Origin of the sequence: Rhizobium sp. NFR12, assembly GCF_900108545.1 — a bacterium.
Taxonomy (GTDB): domain Bacteria; phylum Pseudomonadota; class Alphaproteobacteria; order Rhizobiales; family Rhizobiaceae; genus Neorhizobium; species Neorhizobium soli.
Genome location: NZ_FNWM01000006.1, coordinates 36,098 through 61,450 on the forward strand (window position 1 = coordinate 36,098; position 25,353 = coordinate 61,450).

Here is a 25,353-nt window from a genome sequence, read left to right on the forward strand (position 1 = left end):
CGTGCGTGAAATCACATACTTAGAACCGGCGTGCACCGCGGCCGTTACTAGCGCTTTGAGTGGGTTCGAACCTACGACCTGCATCCTGCCACGAGAAAATCTACCTCCTTTTACCCAACAAAAACATCAAGCACGGAGCGCCTATGAGAGCTGAGACGAGCCCAGCCGGGATTTGGTAAGGTGCTACAGCCGTGCGACCAATCAGATCTGCTAAAACCATCAGTCCACCGCCAATAAAGGCGGCACCCATCATCTGCGGCAGAGCGCGCTTCAACCCGGCCTCCCGCGCCAGGTGCGGTCCCATAAGGCCGACGAAGGACAGCGGACCAACTGTGAGGGTCGCAGCCGCAGTCATCAGGCCGGCTAGACCGAACAGCGCCAGTCTCGAACGCGCCAGCTCGATGCCGACTGCCGATGACGGAGCCGGCCCAAGGGGCAGGATATCGAGCCAACGACGTGCTGACAGAGCAATACCAATCAGCACTGCTCCGATTGCTATTTCCGTGGCTGCTGTTCCGGCGTCAACCAGATAGGTGGAGCCGCTTATCCAGCGCAGCAACAGCACCGCTCTCGGATCGCCGGTGGAGCTCAGCACGCCGACCACAGCATCCACCATTGCACTGAGCGCTATGCCCGCCAGAAGGACCCGCTCCGGCGCGAAGTTCGACCGCCTCGAACTCAGCAGAATGACAGCGAGTACCGTGATAGCGCCGACGGCTGCAAAAGCGAACTGCCCGATAAAGCCAGGCGCAACAGCGAATAACGCGATAGCAACGCCAAAGGTGGCACCGGCGCTAATCCCCAGAACCTCTGGGCTTGCCATTTCGTTGCCGGTCAACCTTTGCAGGATCGTTCCCGCAACACCCAGCATCGCGCCGGATGCGAGCGCTGCAAACACCCTGGGTGCGCGGATAGCGAGGATGTCGTCGAAAAACTCGCCGGAAAGCACAGACCAGATGCCGCCAGGTCCGCGCCCGACAAATAGGCCAAGCGCAACAATAACCAGGACGCTCGCAAGGGCGACCGTTGCTGGTTTGCCTACGCCCCATCGGCCCTGCCGCTCGCGCACCGTCACCGCGTGCTGGACCCGGTGACGCACCTTCAGCCAAGGTAGCAGCGCCAGGAGCAGGGGCGATCCGAAGATTGCGGTGACTGCGCCGGTCGGAAGAAGGTCTCCGAGACCGCCCGCCACGAGTTGCAGAACGGAGTCGGCGAGGAAGAGAAGTGATGCCCCGATCAGCGGAGACCACAATATCAACTGCACCGGCCGGCGCGCGCCCGAAAGCCGCGCCAGCGTCGGCGCGACCAGCCCGATAAAGCCGATGACGCCCACGGCGCTGGTGACAAAGGCCGCAAGCGACACCGCGCAGGCGACGGCGACGATACGAAGGCGCGCAAGTTTGACCCCGAGCGACGACGAACTGCTTTCCCCCAGATCGAGCAGCGACAGCGGCCGGATGACCAGGACGCAGACGATTGCGACGGGGACAATCTTCCAGATGAGCGAGACCGGAATGACCCAGCTCTGCTGCGCCAGTGATCCTGCGCCCCAAATGAACAGGCTCGCGAGGTAGCGCTGGTTCAAATAGATGAGGATGGCCGAGAGGCTGCCGCACCAGAGGCTGAGCACGAGGCCCGAAAGCACCAAGGAATACGGCGAAAAACCTCGGCGAGCACCCAACCCGATGACGATGGCGGCAGCCGCCGCACTTCCCAGCAGGGCAACGAGATCGCGGCCGGCGCCCAATAGTACCGGCATGAAAAGCGAGGCCACGACCAGCGCAAGATTGGCGCCGGCCGAGACGCCGAGCGTCGTCGGATCGGCCAGCGGGTTTCGCAGCACCTGCTGGAACAGCGCGCCCGACAAAGCCAGCGCTGCGCCCGCCAGCAATGCCGTGGCCAGCCGCGGCAAGGAAGAATAGTAGAGCACCATCCGCTCGATGTCGTAGCCCGGCGCTACCGGTCCCGAGAGCGCCGGTTGAACGAGAAACCAGGATGCGACACACCCGCCGCAAACCAGCAGGAAAACGACGACGCCAGGCCCTAGATTATCGCGACTAAGGGCGGTCATGCGTCATGGTCCAGGATGTCGGTCACCAGACCGGCAAACCGCATCGCCTCGTTGACCATGCCGAACATCAGCGCCGGCGGAATGACCGACACGTGTCCGGGCCGGGAAAACGGCAGCGTCTGCCACAGCGGGCTTTCCGCAAGTCTTGGCAACACATCGGGCGGCACAGGTTCAAAGATGATCAGGCGGGCGTCCCTGTCTGTAATGGTCGAAAGCTCCTCGATGCCGATCGTCTCGAAGCCCCAGTAGTTCGATTGACGGGTCCAGGCGTTGCGTATCCCGATGCGCTCCAGCGCGTTTTGGAACAGGCCGGGAGCGGAGTAGATGCGGGCGTGCCGAGCATCCATGAACGACGCCAGTGCAACCGGCGGAAGGGCTATCCCCGCCAAACGTGCGCGGCAGGTCTCGAAGAATGCATCCGACCGCGTCAGGAATTGCTCCGCCTCCTTTTCGCGGCCAAGCCCGGAGGCCAGTTTGCGCGTCGCCGAAATCGCCGCCGGCAAGATGGGACCGCCGTCTGTCGTGAAGATCTCCAGCCGAAGGATGTTCGCGATCGGCTGGAGCCTTGGCAGAAGTTGGTCGAGATAGGGCGTCGTCAGGATTATGTCCGGCTTCAGCTGGATTAGGAGCTCGAGATCGACCTCGTGGGAGCTGCCGATATCCACGACCGAGCTCGGCATTTCGGGCTCGACGACCCATTTGTTCCAGTCGGCGAGATCGGAAATGCCGACTGGCTGCACCCCGAGCGACAACAACGTCGACGCCAGCCCATAGTCGAGGCTTACGATCCTTTGGCCGCCCGCACCCGCCAGCAGCGGTGCCGGTATGGAAACCGCCGCGGCCGCCGCCGCTGCGCCATTCAGAAGTGAGCGCCTTGAAATCTGCATTCCGTTGCGCACTTCAGCAGGCATAGGCAAGCGGATGCGGCAGGTGGGGAGCGGAAATTACCTCCATCTTAATCCCGTAAATGGTATAGAGCAGTTCGGGCACCAGGATTTGGGCGGGGGTTCCGCTTGCGACCAACCGTCCACCTTTCAGGGCATGGATGCGGTCGCAAAAGCGTGCGGCCATGTTGATGTCGTGCAAAACGATGACGACGCTGCGACCGTTCTCACGCGCGAGACGTCGCACCAGCGACAACACCTCGATCTGATGCGCGATATCGAGTGCCGCGGTCGGCTCGTCGAGTAGCAGGCAGCGTGCGTCCTGAGCGATCAGCATGGCGATCCAGGCCCGTTGCCGTTCTCCGCCGGAAAGCGTTCCCACCATGCGATCGGCAAATTTGTCGATATGCGTGGCAGCGATCGCTCCCTCCACCTTCTCGCGGTCGACGGCAGAAAAGCGACCGAGCGCGCCGTGCCACGGGTACCGTCCGCATGCGACCAGTTCGCGGATAGTCATATCCGACCCGGTGCCCAGATCCTGCGGCAGGTAAGCGACGGAACGCGGAAATTCATGACCGTGATAGCGCCAAACGTCTCGGCCGGCATAGGCGACAGATCCGGTCGTTGGCGTCAGCTGCCGCGCAAGTATTTTGAGGAGACTGGATTTGCCTGAACCATTGTGGCCGACAAGGGCCACCACTTCGCCTTCCGGGAAATCGAGGCTTACATCCGAGAGGATGGCATTGCCGTCGATTACAAGAGTGACCCCGTCGACTGCGAAGGCTTTCTGCGTATCAGGCGCGTCCTGCGCGCTTTCTATCATGACCATCTCGCCTGTTGCTCTTGTCACGAATTCGGACGCCGGAAGGCGATGCCAATGGCGCGGTTGACCGCGGGTCCGACCACGGACATATGGGTCTCGCCGGCGAAAAGCTCGAATTGCGTCCGGATGCCGTCCGCCGCTCCATCCAGCCGATCGGCCATTTCCTGCGCCAGCGCGACCGTTCTTTCGGCTTTCTTCCGAACCAGGCGGACGGCGGCATCCTCGTTCAAATACTGGAACGGCGCGAGTTCCTCCCCCTCATATTCTCCCGCGGAAAGATGCAGCATCACCTCGTTGCCAGCGACCGTTTGGCGGAGCGCCTCGTTTTTGAGGATCTCGCTGCCTTCCCAGTAAATGGTCGGGCTCGCTGCAATCCAGTTGGCAAACAGGTCCGGCTTTTCAAACAGGGCGTAGAGCGTGAAGAGGCCGCCGAAGGAATGCCCGAAGAGCGACCGCCGTGTCGCATCGAGCAGAACCACTTCGGCGAGCCGCGGCAGCAATTGCTTGTCGATGAAAGCAAGCAACTCACCTGATCCGCCGATGCGCACAGGAGGTCCCCCCTCGACATAGGGCGGATAGGATTTGACCGGCGGGGGCCCAAGATCCCACGCCCGTCGCATGGCATCATAGGGGTCGTCGGTCGGATAACCGATCGCCGCGATGACGCCCCAGTCGACCCCGGTGCCCGATGGATAAGGCGCCTGCGTCACCAGGCTTGCAAAAGCGAAGGGAAAGTTTGCGTTGCCGTCGGTCATGACCAGAAGCGGCCAGCCCCCGACGGGCGCCTCGACAGCCGGCCTGAACAGGAAAATGCGATAAGGATCGCCGCCGGTCTCTGGCGCCAGGTCGAAATAAGTGGTGCGGGGCAGGCAATAGGCCTGTTCAGTCATGCTAGTCTCGCAAAATGTATGACGCTTGCAGGCCGGGGAACGCATCGCCCCGGCTCTAAGAGATAGTCCGCGGACCGACCCGCGCAGGCTGCCCGTACCTCTCGAGAGCAACAAGACCCCGAGCGGTTTGGTCCGCCGTATCTGACGCCTATCACCAATTGTACTTCAACGAACCGACTACCGTTCGCCCCTGACCGAAGTAGCAATAACCGCCATTGCACACCTGCTCCTCGCGGTTGGCAAGGTTCGTTGCGCTGACCATCAGCGAGAGCCCCTTCAGGTCCGGCGACTTGGCACCGAAGTCGTAAGAAAGAGAAGCATCCAGGTAGCCAACGCCCCCATTCTTAGCCGTGTTGTAGTCGTCGGTGTAAGACGTACTGACGGCACGAACACCCCCGCCGATACTGAGGCCGCCGATGACGGATTCTTCCGGCACATCATAATTCACCCAAAGCGAGGCCGTATGCCGCGGTGTTGTCGTCGGCGTGTTGCCGATGAGCGAACCATCGAGATTGTCGGTGATTTCCCCGTGGGTATAGGTGTAGGCGGCAATCACGCTGATACCGTTGTCGAACGCCCTCCGGCCCTCGACCTCGAACCCGGTATAGGTATTTTCGCCCGAGTTCTCGTAGACATAGAGCGGGCCGGAGACGCCGGCATACTGGGGTTGGCCGGTTTCAACGAGGTGATAGACAGCGCTGCTGAGCGAGAAATTCCCGCCGTCCGGCTGGTATTTAATACCGGCTTCGATCTGGCGGCCTTCCGTCGGATCAAGCACACCACCCCCGGCGGAGCGCTGGGTCGAGGGCACGAAGGAAGTTCCGTAGCTCACGTAAGGGGCAAGACCATTGTCGAAGAGATAAAGGAGCCCGACCTGACCGGACAGTGCACCCTCATTTTTCTCGGCACCCGTACCCGCCACTTTGTCCGTGGTCTCCTGATGCAGCCAGTCGTAACGCAGACCTCCCACGAAGCGCCAGTTTCCGATCTTGGCCTGCTCCTGGGCGTAGATCCCTGTCTGGCGAAGGTCGTTGCCGGTAAAGCCGGTCAGAACCGGAGACGGTGCGCTGGTTATCTCCTCCGGTAGCGTGGATCCATATCCATCGGCAAAGTCGGAAGTGACGCCGGTGTAATCCAGTCCCCCAAGAACGGTATGGGACACAGCACCAGTGTCGAACTTGGCCTGTAGTTGGTTGTCGATTTGGTAGGCCCGCACATCTTCAGTTACCGCGGCGGTGCCCCACGGCGCGGCCGGCGCGCTGAACATCGTCGTACGGTCAACATAGCGAGCTTCGAGGTCAAGGTCGCTCACACGTGCGTTCTGCCGAAACGTCAGACCGTTTTCGAATTCGTGTTCGAACTGGTAACCAAGCTGGTATTGGCGAACCTTTTGATAATCGTAATCCGGATCGCTTACGCGGAAGATCTTGCCGTCGTTTTTGAAAGTCCAGGCACTAGCCTCTCCCTCGCTTTTCTGCGCCAGTCCGTAAACCGTCAGCTTCGTGCTGTCGGTTGGCGCCCAGGAAAAGGACGGCTGCAGCAGGTAGCGGTCGTCCGCGATTTCATTATTGGTTTCTCCCTCACGGGCCAGCCCAACGACGCGGTAAAACAGATCGTCACTTTCGCCAACCGGACCGCCAAAGTCGAAGGCGGCCTGCTTGCGACCAACCGTCCCGTATTGCACCTCGACCTCGTGATGGGCTTCCTCAAGCGGCAATTTGGAAATCTTGTTGACTATGCCCGCCGCGCTTGCGGCTCCATACATGACGGATACCGGACCTTTGAGCACCTCGACGCGATCGAGCGTATAGATTTCGGTTGTGAACGTGCCGTAGGTCATCACCGGCTGGCGCAGGCCGTCACGGAAATCGCCGCTCGTGGTCGTCTCGATACCACGGATAGTGACCTGATCGAACCGCGGGTCGAAACCGAAGCCACCCGTGTTTACGCCGGAACTGTAGCGCGTTGCCTGGATCAGATCGGTTGCGCCGCGCTGTTCGATTTCCTCGCGGGTCACAATCGAAATCGAGCGGGGCGTTTCGACGAGCGGCGTATCTGTCTTCAAGGCAGTGATCGCACGCGTCGGTACGATCGTATCGTTGTCTTCGCCGATGGTTTGCCCGGCGCCTGTAATGACAATTGGGGCGAGGGTCGTATTGACAGGAGCCTCTTGCGCAATTGCCGCACTCGGCGCGCAAACAACCACCAAACCGACAAAAGCAGTAGAGTGTTGGAGCATGCGGCAAAAAGGATGCCGAGTGAACAAGAACGTCATTGCCTGACCCTTTGTCTAAGAACAAAAAATATCGCGGCGACCCAAGAGGTTGTGGATTCGAAGGTGTCGCGAAGACAGCATTACGCTGCCACGGGGGCCACCTATAAAAGCCAGATCTCGCGCAATCAATAAAATTTTGTCATGTATTCTATGGTCGTTGTTAAAAATACAACAGCTCACCGCAGATCGTATCGCGTCAGAGATCCGCGCACTGACCGCGGACCATTAGCCAGTGCTGAAACAATCGACGAATCGTCGGACACGGCGAAGGTCTTGAGCGAATACTTCCGACAGCTGACGATGCGTTGCTCCTTCGCTTAGACAGCGCGGACATCCTTTTGGCGTTGTCAACTTACTGGAAAAATGAAAAAGCCTGCCGCGGGGGGAGCGGCAGGCTTTTCGAATAGTCGAACAGCGGCTGGGAGGAGGAGCGCCGTTGTTCTGTCAGGTGCCCCATGGGAGGAGCGTGGGCGCCTGGAACACGAAACTTTGCGGGAGGAGGTGCATCGCTTCGTCGATGTGATTTACACTACACGGCGATATCAGTAAGGAGATCAGCCGCAATGCAGCTATGCGCTCAATGCATTTGACCCCTGGCAAATGCCCCAAATGACTGCTAGTCAGGCTTTAAAACGATCAAACGCTGTCAAGGTTTTGATCATCGGATCGGCTTCGGGATACTGGTAGATCTCTGTTCGCAGGTAGCGAAGCTCGTCCTCTAGCTCGGGCTCATCGACCTCTATCCACCAGCTTCTCGGTCCACCCTCCGCTCCGTCCGACCACCGATAGCCACGAGCCTTCAGATGATCTTTGAAATCGTAAGGGCTGTTTTCCGCGAAGATACGGACACGGGACCGCTGGCTCGCGTTGTAAAGCTCTGCGAATGGTGAGATGCCGTCGGCTTCACCCTTCCGATCGAGGATCTCCAGTAGCGCAAAGCAGTCGTCAACCGCTCGATGGCCATTGTGGAAAAATCCAGCTTGGCCGATCAGGTAACCGAGCTTGGTGCCTTCAAAACCTCGCGACGCCCAGTCGATCTCTGCGTTCGAGCACGCCCATGCTTTGCCGGAAAACATCGGGGAGAATGCCTCGCAGAAGGGGCGGTCGAATCTGGCATTGTGGGCGATAACTAGATCAGCAGGTTCGATGAGCGACCGTAGCTCCGGTATATCAATGAACTGACCGGCAACCATCTCGTCCGTGATACCGGTAATCTTGGTGATTTCGGCTGGAATGGTGGTTCCGGGCTGCTGCAGGGCGCCATACACTCCGGTAATATCGCCGATGGTCCCGCGTTCGTCGAAGGTAAAGGCAATCACGCCAATCTCGATAATCTCGGCTTTGCGATGATCGAGACCTGTGGTTTCAGTGTCGATGATGACGCCCTGCAAAGGGTATTCGGGCCGAACGCTGCCTGCGACCTGACGAGGTTCAAGCTTGTGCAGGATCCGGTAGCGGCCCGTCGCAGTAAGATGCGCCAACATCTCAGCCTCAGCCATGGGTTGGCTCTTGACGCGTCTGGCACGCGAGGCGTTGGCCGAACCTTCTGGGTCATTCACCGTGTCGATAAACATATCGAATTGGGCTGGCTTGTCCGTTGGATGCTGTTGCGTCATCCTTAAAGAATTATCACGCACTGGCACCGATATGTAGCTCGAAAGACCTGTACGACATTGACACGGCGCCTAATCCCCGCTTTCCGAAAGGACGACGCCTTAGGCTATCGCTCGAACCGCTCAAGCATCTTTCTCAGCTGCGCGTTCTGCAATCTAAGCTTTTCGGCCAGTTGTCCCCTGAGCACCCTGATCTCGTCGTCGAGGCTCAGCGTATCGTTTGACGGGATGCTGCGGTCAGGTGGGACTTGCTCAGTGTCAGCTAGCTTCGGTCTCCTAGTTTGCCCCATCTGCCTGCGTGGTTTGGTCTCTCCTCGCAGCTGCACATCCGCTGCGTCCGGAGATGGGATGACGACGGTATCAGGGAGATCGGAGGGCGCCATATCACCAGCGACAACGTCAGCTACGACATTGGCTGGCATGTCATCAGCTTCGCCCAAAGCGCTTTCAATCGCTGGAGTCTCTACCGAAGCGGGATCCGATATCTCCGCCGGTGGTAGATCAGCATCTACGTGTGCGCTTAAGGCATCCAAGCTATCCTCTGCAACAATCTCCGCCGGGCCGGACAGGGCCAGAACATCTGGCTTCCTGTCGGCAACTTCAGCATCGGCCTGCTTCGGCTCGCGTCTGCGTGGCACAAGTCGGCTTAGAAACTTCCACGGAGATGCCATGGGATCGGCCTCGCATCTGTTATCAATCTACGCGGATTTCATCTGTCGACGGGCTGACCGCCGCCAAACAAACTAGCTAAAAAATCAGAGAAGTGAGGCGCTTAAGACCGCCGCGGCGAGATCAATCGAGACTGAGCTTTTTGCGCAAATCAGCATTTTCGGCACGCAGCTTTTCAGCCAGCATCTTGCGGAGCTTTTGGTTCTCCGCCTCTAGCTGCAGAAGATCAGCCATTTCGTCGCCTGCAGAGGTCGCCGTGTCATCAGCAATCTGTTCAGGATTCGATGCAGGGTTCTGCGCCGTGGGTTCGACCGGCGTCGGGTCTACGCTCACGCGTGGCTTGCGGCCTCGCTTTTTACGGCCATCGGTACCGGCTGTAGCGCTTTCTGCTGTCGTTGCGACAACGGAGCTCTTCTTCGCCCGGGGCTTACGCTGCTTCTTTACGGCAACAGGCGCTTCTTCCTGTGCGGGCCCTTCAACGTCATTCATTGTATCGGTATCGTCAGCCATGATCATCTCCTTCGGTTCTCGAGCAGTTGTCGGCGTCGCATCCAGTGGTGTCAATAATGGCTGAGGAGGTTCTACCGAAGGCAATTGTACGTCTAGGCCGGCTTCATCAGCTTTCAGTCCTTCCGGCAGCAACGGCATCGCCTCCTCCTCTACCTCACGGGCAACGGACTTAAGGTCCATGTTTCCCCAAATGGAGGTGGGCTTGGCGTCAAGCTTTCGCCGTCCGGATTTGTACTCGACGGCAAAACCGCGTTGTGTTTTCTTTACTCAATAAGCTTTCGAATTTGTACGGAGCTACTGTCTCGCCACAACTACGAAATAGCGGCTACCTACCCTTCAGTCCATCCTAATCGCGATAACAGGTCCTGCTATCCACGCGCGCGGGTGTAGTGGAAGTGCGAGACCGATGCGTACAGCACACTTAGGAAACAGCAGACCTTAGTCATTAGACGCTGGCGTGCGCGGTGGTTTTCCAACACGAAAATGGAGCTCTCCTAGCGCTAGCTTCTCAGCACTTCGCCGCCAACGACTACGGGCCGCCGTCAGCAAATTGTCATGAAAGCGGACATGGCGCTGGAAACTATCGTGTAAAGTCGGCATCTAAGGGAATGAAGTCTGTCAAGAACGCGTCCAAGCAATCACCTTTCAAGCCGCAGACTTTGCTGCAACAGTTAGCCCAGACGCCGGACAAGCTGTTCAATGGCAAGTTCAGGCAGCAATATGCAGCACTCTGCTATCGGCACGCGTCTGACCGCGAAGGCATAGAGATACTCGTCATCACCTCGCGCGACAGCGGTCGCTGGGTCATTCCTAAGGGCTGGCCTATGAAAAAAAAGAAACCCCATGAGGCCGCCGAGATTGAGGCGCAGCAGGAAGCGGGCGTACGTGGCCGGGTCAAGAAAAAGCCGATCGGCAGTTACACATATTTGAAATGGCTCGACAACGGCGATGTTGCGCCGTGCGTGGTTGAAGTTTACGAGATCGAGGTGGAGGAAGCTGCATCCGACTACAAGGAGCGTGGTCAGCGGACGCTGGAATGGGTTTCTCCCGACGAGGCTGCTCGGCGAGTTCGAGAAGTGGAGCTGAAATCCTTGCTCGTCGACTTCAAGCCGCGGCGTAAATCTGCGACATCCACTGCAAAGTAACGGCTCGCCCGCTGAACGTGGTTGCCGTTGGCCTCTTATATTGGTGACGCCAATGCCTTGGCGGTCGAGGTAATGAGGCAGGTACAAGGGCAATACATTCTATGCCATTTCGTCACCTCACCTTGTACCTCAATGCGCAAAAACGCCGTTGAAGTCCTTAAAGCCCTTCACCTCGATCGGGTTGCCGCTGGGATCGAAGAAGAACATCGTCCGCTGCTCGCCGGGCTCACCTTCAAAACGAACAACCGGCGGAATGTCGAACTTGACGTCGAAACTCTCCAGACGCGACGCAAGGGTCAACCAGTCTTCAAGAGGCAGGACCACACCCAGATGTGGCATCATGACCATATGATCTCCGACCTTGCCGGTTCGCGTCGTCTCGAACGGTTTACCGAGATGCAGAGAGATCTGATGCCCGAAGAAGTCGAAATCCACCCATGTCTCCGTGCTGCGACCCTCGGTGCAGCCGAGGATATCCCCGTAGAAACGGCGGCAGTCGTTGAGGTCTTTGACGTGATAAGCCAAGTGGAAAAGTGAACGCATGACGTACCTTCTGATGGTTTGATAAAGTGATATTCGGGGCCGACACTTACGCTTGCTACTGCATTGCGAGGCGCTTAGCCCGCAGCTTTTTTCCACGCTCGACGACGCTGCCACGGCGCACGTACCGTTGTCATCGTGCCATCCAGCCGCCATCGACCATCATGTTATGTCCGGTGATGTAGGTGGCCTCGTCGCTCGCAAGAAACAGGACGGCGTGGGCGACGTCGATCGGGGTACCAAGGCGAGGCATCGGCGTGCGCTCGCGTGAATAGTTCAACATTTTCGGATCGATGGCCTTGCCACCTTTACCCGTCAGGATCTTGCCCGGCGCGACGGCATTGCAAATGATGTGGTCCTTGCCGTAGTCGGAGGCCACCTGTTTCGTCATGTAGACCATGCCGGCCTTGCTCACCCCGTAAGCGAAATCGTCGGGTGCGGCGATCATCCCATGCTGGGACGTTATGTTGACGATGCGCCCGCGTGCCTCGTTGATGATCTCTTGCGTCAGCATCTGCCGAACGGCGGCGCGAAGGCAAAGATAAGCGCCCTTGAGATTGACGTCGGTGACGCGATCCCATTCCGCCTCGTCGGTGTCAACGAGCGAGGCGCCGCCGCGCACTACCGCGTTGTTGACCAGGATATCGACCCTTCCGAAACGGCCTGCCACATCATCGACGATGCGCTGCACGTCATTCGCATTTGAAATGTCGCCCTGCAGGAAGACTGACCTTTCGGAGACCTTTGCGAGTTCGTCAATGACGGGAGTTCCACCCTCGACCACATCGGAGGTGACATCGACAGCTACGACCGTTGCCCCTTCCTGCGCGAACAGCAATGCGATGGCACGCCCGATGCCGGATGATGCACCTGTCACGATGGCGGTCTTTTCGGCCAGTCTCATCTCTGCCTCCTAATGCCTGATGACCTGCTCGAGGAACGCCTTGGTTCGCTCATGCTGCGGGTTCTTAAAAAGTTCGTCCGGTGTGTTCTGTTCGACAATCCTGCCACGATCCATGAACACCACCTCGCTGGCAACACTGCGGGCAAAGCCCATCTCATGGGTGACGCAGACCATTGTCATTCCCTCTTTTGCCAGTTCGACCATGACATCGAGAACCTCCTTGATCATTTCGGGATCGAGTGCAGAGGTCGGTTCATCAAACAGCATGATCTGCGGCTGCATACACAACGCACGGGCAATGGCAACGCGCTGCTGCTGACCACCGGATATCTGCGAAGGCATCTTGTCGGCATGTTCGGCGATACGAACCCGCTCAAGATAATGCCGCGCCAGCGCTTCCGCCTCGGGGCGAGGCTTGCCACGGTTTTTCATTGGGGCAATCATCAGGTTCTGAAGGACGGTCAGATGTGGGAAGAGGTTGAAGTGCTGGAAAACCATCCCGACTTCCTGACGGACCCTGTCGAGGTTGCGTGCTTTGCCGTCGATCGCGATGCCGTCAACCCAGATCTCTCCGCTATCAAAGGTTTCAAGGCCGTTTATGCAACGGATCAGCGTCGATTTTCCCGATCCCGACGGACCACAAATGACAATTCTTTGTCCGCGCGCTACGCTGAGGTCGATGCCATCGAGCGCCTTGAAGCTTGCGAAGGATTTCTCGACAGCGCGCATTTCGATGACGGCGCGTCCGACATTGATGCTGTTCATTCGGGCGTCCCTTTTGTGATTGGATCAAAGTTGTTCAGCCAGTCCGCGTAATCTGTCGCAGCCTCTTCGAGGCGATAGCGCGGCGTAAAACCGGTATCGGCCACAAGCCTGTCGATGGACAAGGCTGCCCTGTCACGTGGCATCGAGATACGGACGGTCGGCTGCTCATTATCCATCGTCAAGCGAACGCCCGGCGCCGCGACCATCTGCGAGAGGTGCAATGCCCACGCTTCGACCGTTTCAGTCCAGCCAGGCCCTATATTGTAGACAACTTGCTGGAGGCGCTGGCCGGTCAGCAGGGCAACAAGCCCGGCTGCGGCGTCACGGCTATAAAGCCAATCGCCGCTCATCGGTCGGGGGAGCCTCGCAACCTCACCCTGTCGCCACTGCTGGAGAACCTGGGCATGCGGACTAAGCAGCGGCCTGACGCCGGTCCCGTGTTCCCAGGGTCCAAATACAGGTCCGAGACGGCCGATCCTGACATCGATGTCATAGAGTCCGGCGAGACGGATCGCGGTTTTTTCGGCCGCGAGTTTGGTGATGCCGTAAAGCCCGTTCGGATCGGGCAGCGAGATATCCTCGACGATCGGGCTGTTCTCTGCGTCTATCTGTCCGTATACGGCAACGCTGCTGGTCGTCACCAGGCGGTTGGTGCCACCCGTGTCGCTCAGGGCCTTCAACAGGTTTGCGGTGCCACCAATATTGACCTCGATGACCATCGCCGGCATGCGCCTCTCGGCATCTGCGTCGGGCGTGATGGCGGCGAGATGCAGAACAGCGTCCGGGCGGGCCGCGGTCAGAGCCGAGACGATATCGGCCTCTGCGCGAATGTCGCCCAGCAGAAGTCGCGCACCCGTGAGGGTAGGTGCGTTGGCGAAAGCCGCTGACAGCGGTGCCGGCGCAAACAGAAACACCTCGTGTCCGAGCGCCAGGAGCGCTTCGGCGGTTGCAAGCCCGATAAAACCGGTGCCGCCCGTGATCAGTACTCGCATGTGTCAGCCCCTCCCGATAATCGCCTTGCGTTCCAGACGGGAAACCCAGTGGGAGAACGGCCAGAGCATAATGAAGAAGATGACGGCCGCCGCAGTCAGGGGGGTCGGGTTGTATGTCTGCTCCTGCGCCACGCGGGCCGAGCGCAGCAGTTCAGGCAGAGCGACCAGCGAAGCGATCGAGGTTGTCTTGACGAGTTCGAGCGAATTGCTGGCGAGCGGCGCCACCACCTTGCGTACCGCCTGCGGCAGGATGATGTAAATCATCCCGCGAAACCGATGAAAGCCGAGCGCGGCAGTCGCCTCATGCTGACCCTTGGGAATGGATTCGAGGCCGGCACGAAAAATTTCGCTGAAATATCCGGTATTGTTGATCACCAACGCAACGACGACGGCCGCGAAACTTCCAAGCGTCAGTCCGAAAAATGGCAAGCTGTAATAGATCAGGACCAGCAGGACCAAGACGGGAAATGCGCGCAGCAGGTCGATGATCATGACCATCAGCCGGCGTGTCCGAGCGCCTGCGAAACTGTAGAGGACCGCCACCGACAGACCGGACAGGAGCGCTAGTGGTAGCGATACGATCGAGAGCAGAAGTGTGAGCTGCAGCCCCTGAAGCAACAGAGGATAGATCAACATGAACGAATCGACATCCGCAAAATTGAGCAGAAAGAGTTCCATATCCAAGCCCAATCCTAGTGCGAGAACCGACGTTCGACGTAGCGGCTGAAGGCCACCAGCGGAATGAAGAACAGAAGATAGAAGAAGGCTGCAAGCGTAAGCGGCGACGGGTTGGCCTTGATCGACATGATGCTTTGTGCGCTTCCCAGGGTTTCCTGCAGCGACAGGGCGACCCCAAGCGCCGTGCCCTTGGTGATGGCGATCGAGCGGTTGGTCACCAGCGGCAGGGCAAGCCTGACGGCCTGTGGTAGAATGATGTATGTCAGCGTACGCCACGCCTTGAAGCCGAGCGCCGAGGCCGCTTCCCACTGGCCTCTCGGCACGGCGACGATCGATGCCCAGAAGATTTCTGCCGAAAACGCCGAAAGCACAGCGGAGAGGCCGAACACCGTGGCGAAGAACGGCGACAGGGTCAGGCCCATATAGGGCAGGCCGAAATACAGGAAAATCAGTACGACAAGTTGTGGAAGGGTGCGAAAAATCTCTACATATGCCGTGATCACGCAATCGATGATCGGATTGCGCATGCACCGGCAGATCGCAAGCGCCAGCCCGCTGGCAAGCCCGATGATGATCACGGCGATCGACGCCTGGACCGTCACCCAAAATCCGCCAAGCACCTCCGGAAAGGCTTCCCGCATAATTTCGAGATTGAGGTAGTTGTCTAGGATCTGCTGCATGTCGGAGGCTCCGCACCGAAGCCGTGTGACATCTCGTCATACGGCTTCGGGTCTCATCAGTTATTTGCAGGAAAGCTCATGCGGCTTTTCGTCGTAGCCGGTGAAGCCGGGCGCGCCGTAACCGGGATAGACGGTGCTGAGCGGGCTGTCAGCAGCCGGCTCTTCGTTGTACCACTTCTTGTAGAGTGCCACGAGTACACCTTCCCGCTTCAGGCACTCGATCGCATCTTCGACCTTGTTACGAAGCTCGACACTGTCATTGCGGAATGCGTAACCAAATTTGCGGCCGTCGAAATCCTTGAAGGCAACTTCGATCCGTGGGTTCTTGCTGGCGGCATAAACCGTGGTCGGAATTTCGTTAAGGGCACTGAACGCACGTTTGGTCAAAACAGCCTGGACGGAGTCCGGGAAGGTTTCGTACCGCTGCACTTCAAAGCCGTATTTTTCGGCATTGGCGGTTGCCCATGTGTCGGAAAGCGTGCCGCGGTTGACGGCGATCGCCTTGCCCTTGAGGTCCTCGAAACCGCCGATCCTGTCACCCTTGGCAACGATGAAGCCGTTGCCTGTCGCAAAAATGGGCTCGGCAAAAAGCATTTTTTCGCTGCGATCCTTGGTGATGTTGAGTGGATTGACGGTGATGTCGATGCGGCTCGCGAACAAAGCTGCGAAGAGGCCCGAGAAATTGACGTCGGTAATCTCGACATTCGGACGCCCGATTTTGGCGCCGATGGCATTGATCAAATCGACACCAAAACCTTCCGGACCATTGGTGCCACGCACCATCCACGGAGCAACACCGAAGTCGGAGCCGACAACAAGGGGAGCGCCATCCTGGGCGGACGCGGTGACCGGCAAGGTCGCGGACGTGGCAAGCGCGATGCCGAAAGCAAGCGTCGAAAGAAGCAATTTCCGCATGTTCAGTTCCCTTTTTTACTTGTTGGTTCTGGCTGGTGATGGGTGTGCCAGTGTCTGGCGATATCGGAGCGATTGCAGACCCAGACCTGATCTCCGTGGGTTGCGACGTAGTCCAGGAAACGCCGGAGGCCGGCGGCACGGCCGGGATGCCCGGCAATCCGCAGATGGAGCCCGACGGACATCATCTTCGGCGCGGTCTGGCCTTCGGACATCAGCATGTCGAAGCTTTCCCGCAGCATGCGGAAGAACGCCTCGCCGCTGTCGATCGACCCTCGCATGAACTTGGCGTCGTTGCTCGTCAGGCTGTAGGGAACGACAAGGTGCTGTTTGCCGTCGACGTCAACCCAATATGGCAGCTCGTCATTGTAGGCATCGCTGTCGTAGAGGAAACAACCGGCCTCGCTGAGCAGACGGCGCGTGTTGATGCTTGGCCCGTAACGGCAGTACCAGCCGTCGGCAGTCTTGCCGGTGCTGTTGAGGATGGATGCAGCCGCGCGTGCAATGCGCAAGCGTTCTTCCGCAATGTCGAGACCGCGATGATGTTCCCAGCGCCATCCGTGTGCGCAGACGTCGAATTGCGCGGTTTGGCGCACATGGCTTGCGATATCCGGATTGCGTTCGAGGGCCAGGGCACACGCCATGATCGTCGCCGGCATAGCGCGCTCCTCGAACAGCCGGACGATCCGCCAGTAGCCGACGCGACTGCCGAACTCGAACATCGATTCGGCGGCCAGGTCACGGCCCTTGAAATTGCCCGACGCGCCTTCTGTCAGGCCGGATTCGGTTTCGGGATCGCCGTCGCCGACCGACGGCTCCGATCCTTCCTCGACATTGACGACGAAATTGAGCGCCAGTTTTGCGGCGCCAGGCCACATCGGGTTAGGCGGCCGGCTCCCGTAGCCCTGAAAATTGCGCTTGAGATGATCTGCTAGCATCATACACACTCCGCAAAATTGACCGTCAGAGGTTCGGCAAGCTTCCGGAACACATCGTTTTGCAAGTCAGCTCCGACCGCCATTGTCACGACGAACTGCGACGGAAGTTCAAGGACCGACATGCCCGCATGCCAGACGTTTTGACGATAGAGGACGCCTTGCCCCGGCGTACTCACGAACGCCTTCGCCTTCTTGAGATCTGGGGCACCATCTTCGAGCGAGGGGCAAACCACCACCAGCATACGCTGACCCGAAAGCGGGAAAAACGCCTGGTCCGTATGGGGGTGGTATTCAAGCTGATCAATTTCGAACGGAAACGTGATGGCGCTCGTTACCTTGGTCACCCAGTAGGCCTGCTGAATGCCGTCGTCGGCAATCATCGCAAATTGATGCCTGCGTTCGATTCCGTGATGCTCTATCACTTCTCCGAATTCTGAAAACTCGTCGACCGACAATGACTGAGCATGCAAATTCAAGGCTGGACTCCGCGTATGAGAGCTTTGTGATCGGTGAGTACACGTGGTATCCCAAACGAATACCTTATGAATTTCTACGCGCCGTTGGCGCCGCTGTAAAGCGATTGAAGTCAAATGAGCACAATTTTTATTCAGGGGCTAAAATTTGCGCAACTGGCGCTTATGGTGACAGTGGTTTAAGGAAATGGCGGTTGGAAATGATCGGAAACCGTACATCAAAGGCGGAGGAGCTTGCTTCAGATGATTGACGTTGCGACAAAAATGAAAGACACCGCGCGCAAACCCGCAAGCCTGACGGAGCAAGCGTATCAGTATGTGCGGAGTCTCATCCTGGCGCAGGAACTACAACCCGGCGAAGTCTTTACGGAACGCGCATTGGCGGATCAGTTGAATGCGTCGAGAACCCCGATGCGCGCCGCCATCAACCGCCTTGTTGGCGAGGGCCTAGTAGAGCGACTTTCAAATGGTACGATCGTCATTAAGCAGGTCGCGATCGAGGAGTTGATGGATATCCTGATTATTCGCAGACTTCTCGAGGGCGAGGCCGCGGCCCAGGCGGCTCAAAGACATACAGTAAACAGCGTTGACTGTATCCTGGAAAAGAGCCGTGAACTCGCGAGACATCCTGAAATGGATTTCGAGCCGTTCTGGAAATATGACGACGAATTCCACGAGTTTGTTGCCAATGCCAGCGGACGGCCCATTCTCAAGCAGCATGTGCAGAATATTCGCCAACGCGCGCGCATGTGCCACGTCGTTCGCATGGAAAAGAATTTCGAGCAACAGGCCCTTGAGCATATTGCTGTCCTGGAGGCGATCGCTGGGGGAGATGCGGCAGGAGCCCGAAAAGCGATGGAAGTTCATGTCGATGGCGTCAGAGATCGTTTCGTCCGATGGTACTTCACATCGTGAGCGTAAGAGCTTATTTAGAGACCACCTAAATTTTGTCGCGTGAGCATAGGAAAGCAACACTATTTCATTGTACAGACTTATACCACCGGCGTTCTGAGATCCGTCAATGGGTCATTTCGGCCGCTTAACCCGGGAGTAACAGTATCTCTGGCGAGTAACGTTGCCGCCGATAGCGAAGACAGTTCCTAGCTACGAAATTTGCCGAAACGAGGCGCGATTATCGTATCGTGCGACACGCTCCAGTAGATAATCCACCTCTGCTCTGGCGGCCGGTGTCAGCATCTGGCCGGGCTTGCGCTGTGTATCGGAGGCAATCACGCCGCGGCGCTTGAGCACGTGCTTGCGCACAGCAAGACCAACGCCAAGCTGCTGCTCGTAGCGGATCAGCGGCAGATGCGCGTCGAACAGGTCATGCGCCTCGTCGCGTTTGCCAGCGGCAAAAAGCCCGACCAGCTCGGTCAGCATGTCCGGGAAACCGTAGCCGGTCATTGCCCCATCGGCGCCGCGCTCCGGCTCGAAATCGAGGAACATGCCGCCATTGCCGCAGAGGATCGAGAATTCGCGCAGCTCGCCGGATTTCTGCATGGCGCGCAGCTTCGAGATCTTATCCAGACCCGGCCAGTCCTCATGCTTCAGCATCAGGCAGGAGGGATGGTTGGTGATGATCTTGGCGACCACGCTTGTCGCGATCACCGTGTTGAGCGTCAGCGGATAATCCTGCAGCACCCATGGCACGTCCTCACCAACCGCTTCCACAGCGCCGGCGAAATAGTTGATCGTCTGCTCGTCGGTCTTTGCGCCCTGCCCCGGCGCGATCATCACGCCGGCAGCGCCCATGTCCATCGAGCTGCGGGCAAGCGAACGCATCGCTGCAAAACTGAGAGCCGAAACGCCGACAATGACCGGCACCCTGGCGCGCTCGACGACGCGCTCGATGATTGCCCGGCTTTCGTCCGCTTCCAGCTTCGGCGCCTCGCCCATGATGCCCAAAATGGTGATGCCGGTGCAGCCGCTCTCCTCGTAAAAATCAGTCAGCCGATCGACGGATTCGAAATCGATCGCGCCGTTCTCGTGAAACGGCGTGGCGGCGATCGCATAAACGCCCTTGGATGCAATGCTGAATGTCATGTTGTTCTTCCGGATGCAGATGCTTGCCCAGTTGGGGCCGAAGCTTTTTCTCTTAGTTTCTAATCAGATGTTGGCGAGAAGGCCACCGTCGATGCGGATCACTGAGCCGGTGATATAGGATGCGCGCGGGCTCGCCAGGAAGGTAACTATATCGCCATATTCCTGCGGATCGCCGTAGCGACCGACTGGAATGGAGCCGGTGCTTTCCTTGGTCACAGCAGCCACCGGACGTTTATCGCGCCTCGCCTTCTGCTCGTCGAGAAACACGATGCGGCCCGTGGCGATGCGGCCCGGCAGCACGACATTGGCAGTGATCCCGTCACGGCCCACTTCGCGCGCCAGCGTCTTCGACCAGCCGACCAGGGCCATCCGCAGGCTGTTGGAGATCCCGAGATTGGCGATGGGAGCGACGACACCAGAAGAGGTCGAGGTGATGATACGACCAAAACCACGCTCGCGCATCGACGGCAGAACGGCATCCGTCACGGCGATTACAGAGCGGACCATGCTGTCGAAATATTTCGACCAGATCTCCGGCGCCTGACCGGCTGCCGGAGTCGGCGGCGGGCCACCGGTATTGTTGACGAGCACATCCACCGGTCCGAAGGTTGAGCTGATCAGCGCCAGTCGCTCCGCGATCACCGACAGGTCTCCGATATCCCATTGCAGCACCAAAACCTTGTGGCCCGCGGCTTCGATCGCCTGCGCGGTCTTTTCCGCTGCAGCAAGATCGATGTCGGCAACGACGACACTGGCTTTTTCGGCTGCCAATACCTTGGCGATCGCACCGCCGAGGCCTCCGCCTGCACCGAATACCAGCGCGGTCTTTCCGCTCAATTGAAGATCCATTAGTGCCTGCTCTTGTCTGTCTTGATTGTCAGTGCTGCGCTCAGCAGCAGTAAAGCTCGACCGGAAGTTCACTGAACACTTCCGGCGCGCCATCGGTGATCGCAAAGGTCTGTCCGACGCCGGCCGTCAGGCCCGTCGTCGCATCGGGGATCATGATATGAACGAAAAACACCATGCCCGGCGTCATGATCAGCGGGTTGCCGGAATAGATCATCGGCGGCACATCCATCCAGGTCGGCTTGAACGTGCAGCCCAGCGCATAACCGCAGGCCGCATACCGTGCTTTGGCAAAACCGGCATCATCCAGCACGCGGCGATGGATATCGTCGAGCGAGCCTAGTTCCGCCCCAGTCCTCGCTGCATCCTTGATCTGGTCGAGCGCGTCTTTCGCCACCTGCAGCATGTCGAGCTGGCGGGAATCGGGCTTGCCGGTCACCAGTGTATGCTCGACGACGACATGATAACGGCAATGGGAACCGGCGAGCTCGACGAGAATCTGGTCCTGTTCCTCGATCAACCGGGGTCCGCCGATCCCGCGGCCGTAAAGCGCGCGTGATCCCGAATTGACGAGAGGCCCACCGGATGGAATGTCGCCACCGCCGGCAAGCATGGAGGTGAGTGCCGCGCCGGAGAGCACGGTGTCGGGAATGCCGGGTTTGGTGACATCGATCGCAGCGCGAACAGCCGCATCCGCCAGCTTGCCCGCTATACGCACATGTTCCAGCTCGGCTACCGATTTCACCAGCCTTCCTGTGCGGATGATGTCCGACGCATCCTCGGTGACGCAGAACCCATCAAGCGCCTTGTCGACCATGCGGGCATGGGCACCGGTCAGGCCATAGGTCGCATATTCGACACCGACCTTTTTTCCTGCAAGGCCCTTCTCGACCATGACCACGCGCAGGTCGTTAGCCGGGTTGGCATCCTCAGCATTCAGCCAGACACGCACATCGTCGTAGAGCGAAGCGACATTCGCTTGCCGCAGGTCAGGCGTGCGGGTCAGAAGCACGGTGTCGCTGCCATTATCGGCCAGCACGAGTCCGGCCTGGAAGAAGACGTAACCAGCCGTGTCATAACTCGTCAGCCAGTAATGGCTTTCCTGCGAAAACACGATCAGCGCATCGAGACCGCGCTCGCGCATCCGGCGACGGGTCGCCGCCAGACGGGTGTCGAACTCACCCTTTTTGAACTTCAGAAGAACCTGGCGACCGCCGCGCGTTGCACCGGCAAACTCCTGGGGAACATACATAGTCATGCGACTTCAAAAGCCTCCACAGGCGTATGAACTGGCACCGCGTCGAGCAGCGCCTTGGTATAGGGATCGCGATCGTTGGACCGGGCATCCCTCCGGTCGAAGAAATCGACCAGCTTGCCGTGGTGCATGACGGCAATACGGTGGGCGAGCTGGCGAATCAGGTTCAGGTCATGGGTGATGAACACGCAGGCCGCACCTGTATCTTTCTGCAACTTGATAAGCAGTTCGGCCACCGCCGCCTGGACCGACACGTCGAGCGCTGCCGTCACCTCGTCGCAGATGACCAACTCGGGTTCTGCGGCAAAAGCACGGGCAATCGCCACGCGTTGCTTTTCGCCGCCGGATAACTGGTGCGGATAACGATCGGCGTATTCAGCTGGAAGCCGTACCATTTCCAGAAGCTCGACAATTCGTTCCTTGATTTTTTCACGCGGCACGACGCCGTAGAGTTTCAGCGGCCGGGCGATGATCGTGCCGATCTTCTGGCGCGGGTTGAGCGAGGCATCGGGATGCTGGAAAACAATCTGCACGCGGCGGCGATAGGCCCGGTCGATCGCCTTGCGGCTACCCACCGTCTTGCCGTCGAATTCAAGCTTGCCCTCAAAATCCTGCAGGCCGGCGAGAACCTTGGCGATGGTCGATTTGCCCGAGCCGCTTTCGCCGACAACGCCGAGCAGCTCGCCCTTGCGAACCTCGAAATTGACGTCCCTGGCGCCCCAGAAGCCGATCTTTTCCGCATCCTCCGGCCAGAACATCTTGTGAATTTTCGACGGCGCACCGTAATGAACGCCGATCCCATCGAGTTTGACAAGCGTTTGCGGCACGGCCGGCACATCGACGCCGATCCAGCGGTGCGGGTTCGGCACCGCGCCGATCAGCTGTTTCGTGTAAGGAGCCGAAGGTTTTTGGAACACGTCGCCGACCAGACCGCGCTCGACGATCACGCCCTTATGCAGCACCGAAACTTCATCCACGACGCGGGAGACGAGCCCGAGATCGTGCGAGATGTAGAGTGCGGAAACATTCGTTTCATCGCGCAGCTGGTTGAACAGATCGAGGATCTGCCGTGCGGTCAGTATGTCAAGTGCCGTGGTCGGCTCGTCGAAAATGATTAGTTCCGGCTCGCAGGCAAAGGCGGTGGCGATCACCACACGTTGCTTTTCGCCGCCCGATGCCTCGTGCGGAAAACGCTGCAGCATTTCCTTCGGCCGGGTGATTCCGGTGCGGGCAAGCGCCGCTTCCGCCTCTACCCAGGCCTGCGCCTTGGTCAGTCCGCGGTGGCGCATCAGCACTTCGGCAATCTGTTCGCCAAGCCGGATCGTCGGATTAAGCGCGGTCGAGGGGTCCTGAAAAACCATGGCCATGCGCCGGCCGCGAATGTCCATCATCTGATAGGGCGTGTAGTCGAGCAGTTCCTGGCCGGCCAGCCGGATCGCGCCGCCCGTCTCGACTGCATTTGGCGACAGGTAGCGCATGATCGACCACGCCATCGACGACTTGCCGGAACCGGATTCACCGACAAGTCCAACAGTTTTTCCCTTCGGAATGGTCAGGTCGATGTTCTTCAGTGCCGATACGAGGCCGTTCGCGGTATTGTAGGCAAGCGAGTAGTCGATGATTGACAAAGCCGGCTTTTCGGCGGCTGTGATTACATCCTGGGTCGCGGTCTGTAAGCTCATCCGTGGCTCCTCTTGGGATCGAGGGCGTCACGCAGGGCGTCGCCAAAAAGGTTGAAACCGAGGGCAGCGATGGCAATCGCAAAGCCAGGGATTGCAACACACCACGGATTGCGGAACATGAACTGGCGGGCTTCTGCGACCATGAGGCCCCATTCCGTGCTCGGCGGCTGGGCGCCAAGACCGAGGAAGCCGAGCGTTGCGCCGATCATGATCGCGAAGGAAACGCGGATCGTGGCTTCCACGACGATGGGACTCAAAGCATTCGGGAGCACTTCACATGTGACGATATAAACGCCGGACTCACCGCGGGCCACCGCAGCCCGTACATAGTCACGGGTACGGACAGAGAGCACAGCGCTTCGTGAGATGCGGGCCATGCCCGGCGCAAAGGCGATCGAAACGGCCAGCATGGCGTGTTCCATGCCACCGCCCAGAATGGTGACGATCAGAAGCGTGAATAGCAGGTCCGGAACTGCCAGAAGTCCATCGAGAATGCGCATAATCGTCGAATCAACCCATCCACCGGAAACACCGGCGACAACGCCAATGATCGAACCTATGCCGACACCGAGAAATGTCGCTCCGACACCGAAGGCAACTGTCGATGGCGCGCCCGTGAGGATGCGCGAAAGAAGGTCGCGGCCGAACTGGTCGGTGCCGAAAAGATGGGCGATCGAGGGTCCTTGAAGCCGGTTCAGCGGATCGAACGCTTGTGGATCGTAGGGAGCGATCATCGGGCCGAAGACTGCGGCAAAACAGACGAGCGTGAGCAGTACCGTGCCGACGATGGCCGTGGGGGTGGAGAAGAAATTACGCATAACGCACCCTCGGGTCGAGAAGGGCAATGACGATGTCCGACAGAAGGTTGGACAAAGCGTACACGGCCGCGAGAAGCAGGGTCACCGCCTGGATGACGGGTAGGTCGCGGTTTTCCAGCGCGTATATCAACAGGCGTCCAAGACCCGGCCAGGCAAAGATTTCCTCGACGACGATGATGCCGCCGAGCAGGTAGCCGATATCGAGCGAGATGACCGCAACGGCCGGCGCCAGCGAGTTTGGCAGCGCGTGCCGGCGGATCACCCGTCTCTCGGTTAGGCCTTTGAGACGTGCGGCGCGAATATAGTCGGAAGACAGCACTTCAGACATTTCGGAACGGACCTGCCTGGCGATATGGGCCATCAGCACGAGTCCAAGCGTTGCCGCTGGGAGAACTACATGAGCGCCGAACCCTGCAAGATTTTCCCACGGAGCGACAAAACCCCCAGCCGGGAAAAGTCCGTGGTTCGGTGCCGCGAAGACGACCAGCAACAGCGTTGCGGTGACGAATTCCGGAAGGCAGGTGCCGAGATAGCTGAACAGACCGAGCGCCAGATCCATCGCGGTGCCCCGCTTGATCGCGGCAAGCGCGCCGAGCGGAATGGCGGTAATGGTGACGACGACGAGCGCCGTCAATGCCAGCATCGCGGAGTTCGCGAATGCCTCACCGACGACTTGGGTCACCGGCAGAGACAGACGCAGGGATGTCCCCAGATCGCCGCGCAGAATGCCGGCGACCCAGGTCAGATATTGCGTGTACCAGGGCTGATCCAGATGCAGCTGCTTTTCGAGTGCGGCAACCGCGTCCGGGGTGGCATATTCACCCAGGATCATGATCGCTGCGTTGCCCGGCAGCATTGTCGTGATGGCGAACACTGCAAAGGTTACGATCGCCAGCACCAGGAAAACGGCTAGCAAGCGGCGGATGAGATAGCCCCGGCTCATGCGA

Annotated in this window: 25 protein-coding genes; 2 read left to right on the top strand and 23 right to left on the bottom strand. The window is 59.0% G+C overall.

Annotated elements, in window-relative coordinates:
- Positions 1 to 100 precede the first annotated feature (100 nt).
- From fhuB to BLW69_RS20615, 8 genes are all read right to left on the bottom strand, one after another.
- Positions 101 to 2,071, bottom strand: coding sequence for a Fe(3+)-hydroxamate ABC transporter permease FhuB (gene fhuB, locus BLW69_RS20580; RefSeq protein ID WP_092664762.1), 1,971 nt, complete (start codon positions 2,069 to 2,071; stop codon positions 101 to 103).
- The gene (locus BLW69_RS20585; RefSeq protein WP_092664765.1) at positions 2,068 to 2,958 is read right to left on the bottom strand and encodes an iron-siderophore ABC transporter substrate-binding protein; all 891 of its coding nucleotides are present in this window, start codon (positions 2,956 to 2,958) and stop codon (positions 2,068 to 2,070) included. The genes fhuB and BLW69_RS20585 overlap by 4 nt, the downstream gene beginning before the upstream one ends.
- 13 nt (positions 2,959 to 2,971) lie before the next feature.
- Positions 2,972 to 3,784 carry an ABC transporter ATP-binding protein gene (locus BLW69_RS20590; RefSeq protein WP_092664767.1) on the bottom strand — a complete coding sequence of 271 codons (813 nt, stop codon included), beginning with the start codon at positions 3,782 to 3,784 and terminating at the stop codon, positions 2,972 to 2,974.
- A gap of 17 nt (positions 3,785 to 3,801) precedes the next feature.
- Positions 3,802 to 4,668, bottom strand: coding sequence for an alpha/beta hydrolase (locus tag BLW69_RS20595; RefSeq protein ID WP_092664770.1), 867 nt, complete (start codon positions 4,666 to 4,668; stop codon positions 3,802 to 3,804).
- Positions 4,669 to 4,819: 151 nt separating this feature from the next.
- Positions 4,820 to 6,943 carry a TonB-dependent siderophore receptor gene (locus tag BLW69_RS20600; protein ID WP_092664773.1) on the bottom strand — a complete coding sequence of 708 codons (2,124 nt, stop codon included), beginning with the start codon at positions 6,941 to 6,943 and terminating at the stop codon, positions 4,820 to 4,822.
- 620 nt (positions 6,944 to 7,563) lie between these two features.
- Positions 7,564 to 8,517, bottom strand: coding sequence for a 3'-5' exonuclease (locus tag BLW69_RS20605; protein WP_092665034.1), 954 nt, complete (start codon positions 8,515 to 8,517; stop codon positions 7,564 to 7,566).
- 146 nt (positions 8,518 to 8,663) lie between these two features.
- Positions 8,664 to 9,227 (bottom strand): hypothetical protein, encoded by a 564-nt coding sequence (locus BLW69_RS20610; RefSeq protein ID WP_092664775.1) that lies wholly within the window; start codon positions 9,225 to 9,227, stop codon positions 8,664 to 8,666.
- A gap of 121 nt (positions 9,228 to 9,348) precedes the next feature.
- On the bottom strand, positions 9,349 to 9,873 hold the full coding sequence (locus tag BLW69_RS20615) for a transcriptional regulator (protein WP_244508916.1): 525 nt from the start codon (positions 9,871 to 9,873) through the stop codon (positions 9,349 to 9,351).
- Positions 9,874 to 10,343: 470 nt separating this feature from the next.
- Here BLW69_RS20615 and BLW69_RS20620 point away from each other — a divergent pair, with 470 nt between their 5' ends.
- Positions 10,344 to 10,880 carry an NUDIX hydrolase gene (locus BLW69_RS20620; protein ID WP_092664778.1) on the top strand — a complete coding sequence of 179 codons (537 nt, stop codon included), beginning with the start codon at positions 10,344 to 10,346 and terminating at the stop codon, positions 10,878 to 10,880.
- Between the two features lie 129 nt (positions 10,881 to 11,009).
- Here the strand turns inward: BLW69_RS20620 and BLW69_RS20625 are convergent, their stop codons facing one another.
- From BLW69_RS20625 to BLW69_RS20665, 9 genes are all read right to left on the bottom strand, one after another.
- The gene (locus tag BLW69_RS20625) at positions 11,010 to 11,423 is read right to left on the bottom strand and encodes a VOC family protein (RefSeq protein WP_092664780.1); all 414 of its coding nucleotides are present in this window, start codon (positions 11,421 to 11,423) and stop codon (positions 11,010 to 11,012) included.
- Between the two features lie 130 nt (positions 11,424 to 11,553).
- Entirely contained in the window at positions 11,554 to 12,324 is a 771-nt protein-coding gene (locus tag BLW69_RS20630) for an SDR family NAD(P)-dependent oxidoreductase (protein WP_092664783.1), read from the bottom strand.
- Positions 12,325 to 12,333: 9 nt separating this feature from the next.
- Entirely contained in the window at positions 12,334 to 13,053 is a 720-nt protein-coding gene (locus BLW69_RS20635) for an amino acid ABC transporter ATP-binding protein (RefSeq protein WP_280141304.1), read from the bottom strand.
- 32 nt (positions 13,054 to 13,085) lie between these two features.
- On the bottom strand, positions 13,086 to 14,081 hold the full coding sequence (locus tag BLW69_RS20640) for an NAD-dependent epimerase/dehydratase family protein (protein WP_092664789.1): 996 nt from the start codon (positions 14,079 to 14,081) through the stop codon (positions 13,086 to 13,088).
- Positions 14,082 to 14,084: 3 nt separating this feature from the next.
- Positions 14,085 to 14,759 (bottom strand): amino acid ABC transporter permease, encoded by a 675-nt coding sequence (locus BLW69_RS20645; RefSeq protein ID WP_092664792.1) that lies wholly within the window; start codon positions 14,757 to 14,759, stop codon positions 14,085 to 14,087.
- 14 nt (positions 14,760 to 14,773) lie between these two features.
- Positions 14,774 to 15,439, bottom strand: a complete 666-nt coding sequence (locus tag BLW69_RS20650; protein ID WP_092664795.1) for an amino acid ABC transporter permease — start codon at positions 15,437 to 15,439, stop codon at positions 14,774 to 14,776.
- 60 nt (positions 15,440 to 15,499) lie between these two features.
- On the bottom strand, positions 15,500 to 16,354 hold the full coding sequence (locus BLW69_RS20655; protein ID WP_092664798.1) for a substrate-binding periplasmic protein: 855 nt from the start codon (positions 16,352 to 16,354) through the stop codon (positions 15,500 to 15,502).
- A gap of 2 nt (positions 16,355 to 16,356) precedes the next feature.
- Positions 16,357 to 17,292 carry a polysaccharide deacetylase family protein gene (locus BLW69_RS20660; protein ID WP_210184936.1) on the bottom strand — a complete coding sequence of 312 codons (936 nt, stop codon included), beginning with the start codon at positions 17,290 to 17,292 and terminating at the stop codon, positions 16,357 to 16,359.
- Positions 17,289 to 17,765 (bottom strand): ureidoglycolate lyase, encoded by a 477-nt coding sequence (locus BLW69_RS20665; RefSeq protein WP_139283909.1) that lies wholly within the window; start codon positions 17,763 to 17,765, stop codon positions 17,289 to 17,291. The genes BLW69_RS20660 and BLW69_RS20665 overlap by 4 nt, the downstream gene beginning before the upstream one ends.
- A gap of 240 nt (positions 17,766 to 18,005) precedes the next feature.
- On the opposite strand from BLW69_RS20665, the gene BLW69_RS20670 reads away from it, so the two are divergent.
- A complete protein-coding gene (locus tag BLW69_RS20670; RefSeq protein WP_092664804.1) occupies positions 18,006 to 18,677 on the top strand; it encodes a GntR family transcriptional regulator in 672 nt (223 codons plus the stop codon).
- A 189-nt stretch (positions 18,678 to 18,866) separates the two neighbouring features.
- On the opposite strand, the gene BLW69_RS20675 is transcribed toward BLW69_RS20670, so the two are convergent.
- The 6 genes from BLW69_RS20675 to BLW69_RS20700 form a co-directional block, all read right to left on the bottom strand.
- Entirely contained in the window at positions 18,867 to 19,805 is a 939-nt protein-coding gene (locus BLW69_RS20675; protein WP_092664805.1) for a dihydrodipicolinate synthase family protein, read from the bottom strand.
- Positions 19,806 to 19,868: 63 nt separating this feature from the next.
- Complete coding sequence (locus BLW69_RS20680; RefSeq protein ID WP_092664808.1) at positions 19,869 to 20,654, bottom strand: SDR family oxidoreductase; 786 nt, start codon at positions 20,652 to 20,654, stop codon at positions 19,869 to 19,871.
- Positions 20,655 to 20,694: 40 nt separating this feature from the next.
- Positions 20,695 to 21,909 (bottom strand): M24 family metallopeptidase, encoded by a 1,215-nt coding sequence (locus BLW69_RS20685; protein ID WP_092664810.1) that lies wholly within the window; start codon positions 21,907 to 21,909, stop codon positions 20,695 to 20,697.
- Complete coding sequence (locus BLW69_RS20690) at positions 21,906 to 23,588, bottom strand: dipeptide ABC transporter ATP-binding protein (RefSeq protein WP_092664813.1); 1,683 nt, start codon at positions 23,586 to 23,588, stop codon at positions 21,906 to 21,908. Before BLW69_RS20690 ends, BLW69_RS20685 begins: the two co-directional genes overlap by 4 nt.
- A complete protein-coding gene (locus BLW69_RS20695) occupies positions 23,585 to 24,406 on the bottom strand; it encodes an ABC transporter permease (RefSeq protein ID WP_092664816.1) in 822 nt (273 codons plus the stop codon). The genes BLW69_RS20690 and BLW69_RS20695 overlap by 4 nt, the downstream gene beginning before the upstream one ends.
- A complete protein-coding gene (locus BLW69_RS20700) occupies positions 24,399 to 25,349 on the bottom strand; it encodes an ABC transporter permease (protein WP_092664817.1) in 951 nt (316 codons plus the stop codon). Before BLW69_RS20700 ends, BLW69_RS20695 begins: the two co-directional genes overlap by 8 nt.
- Positions 25,350 to 25,353: the final 4 nt, after the last annotated feature.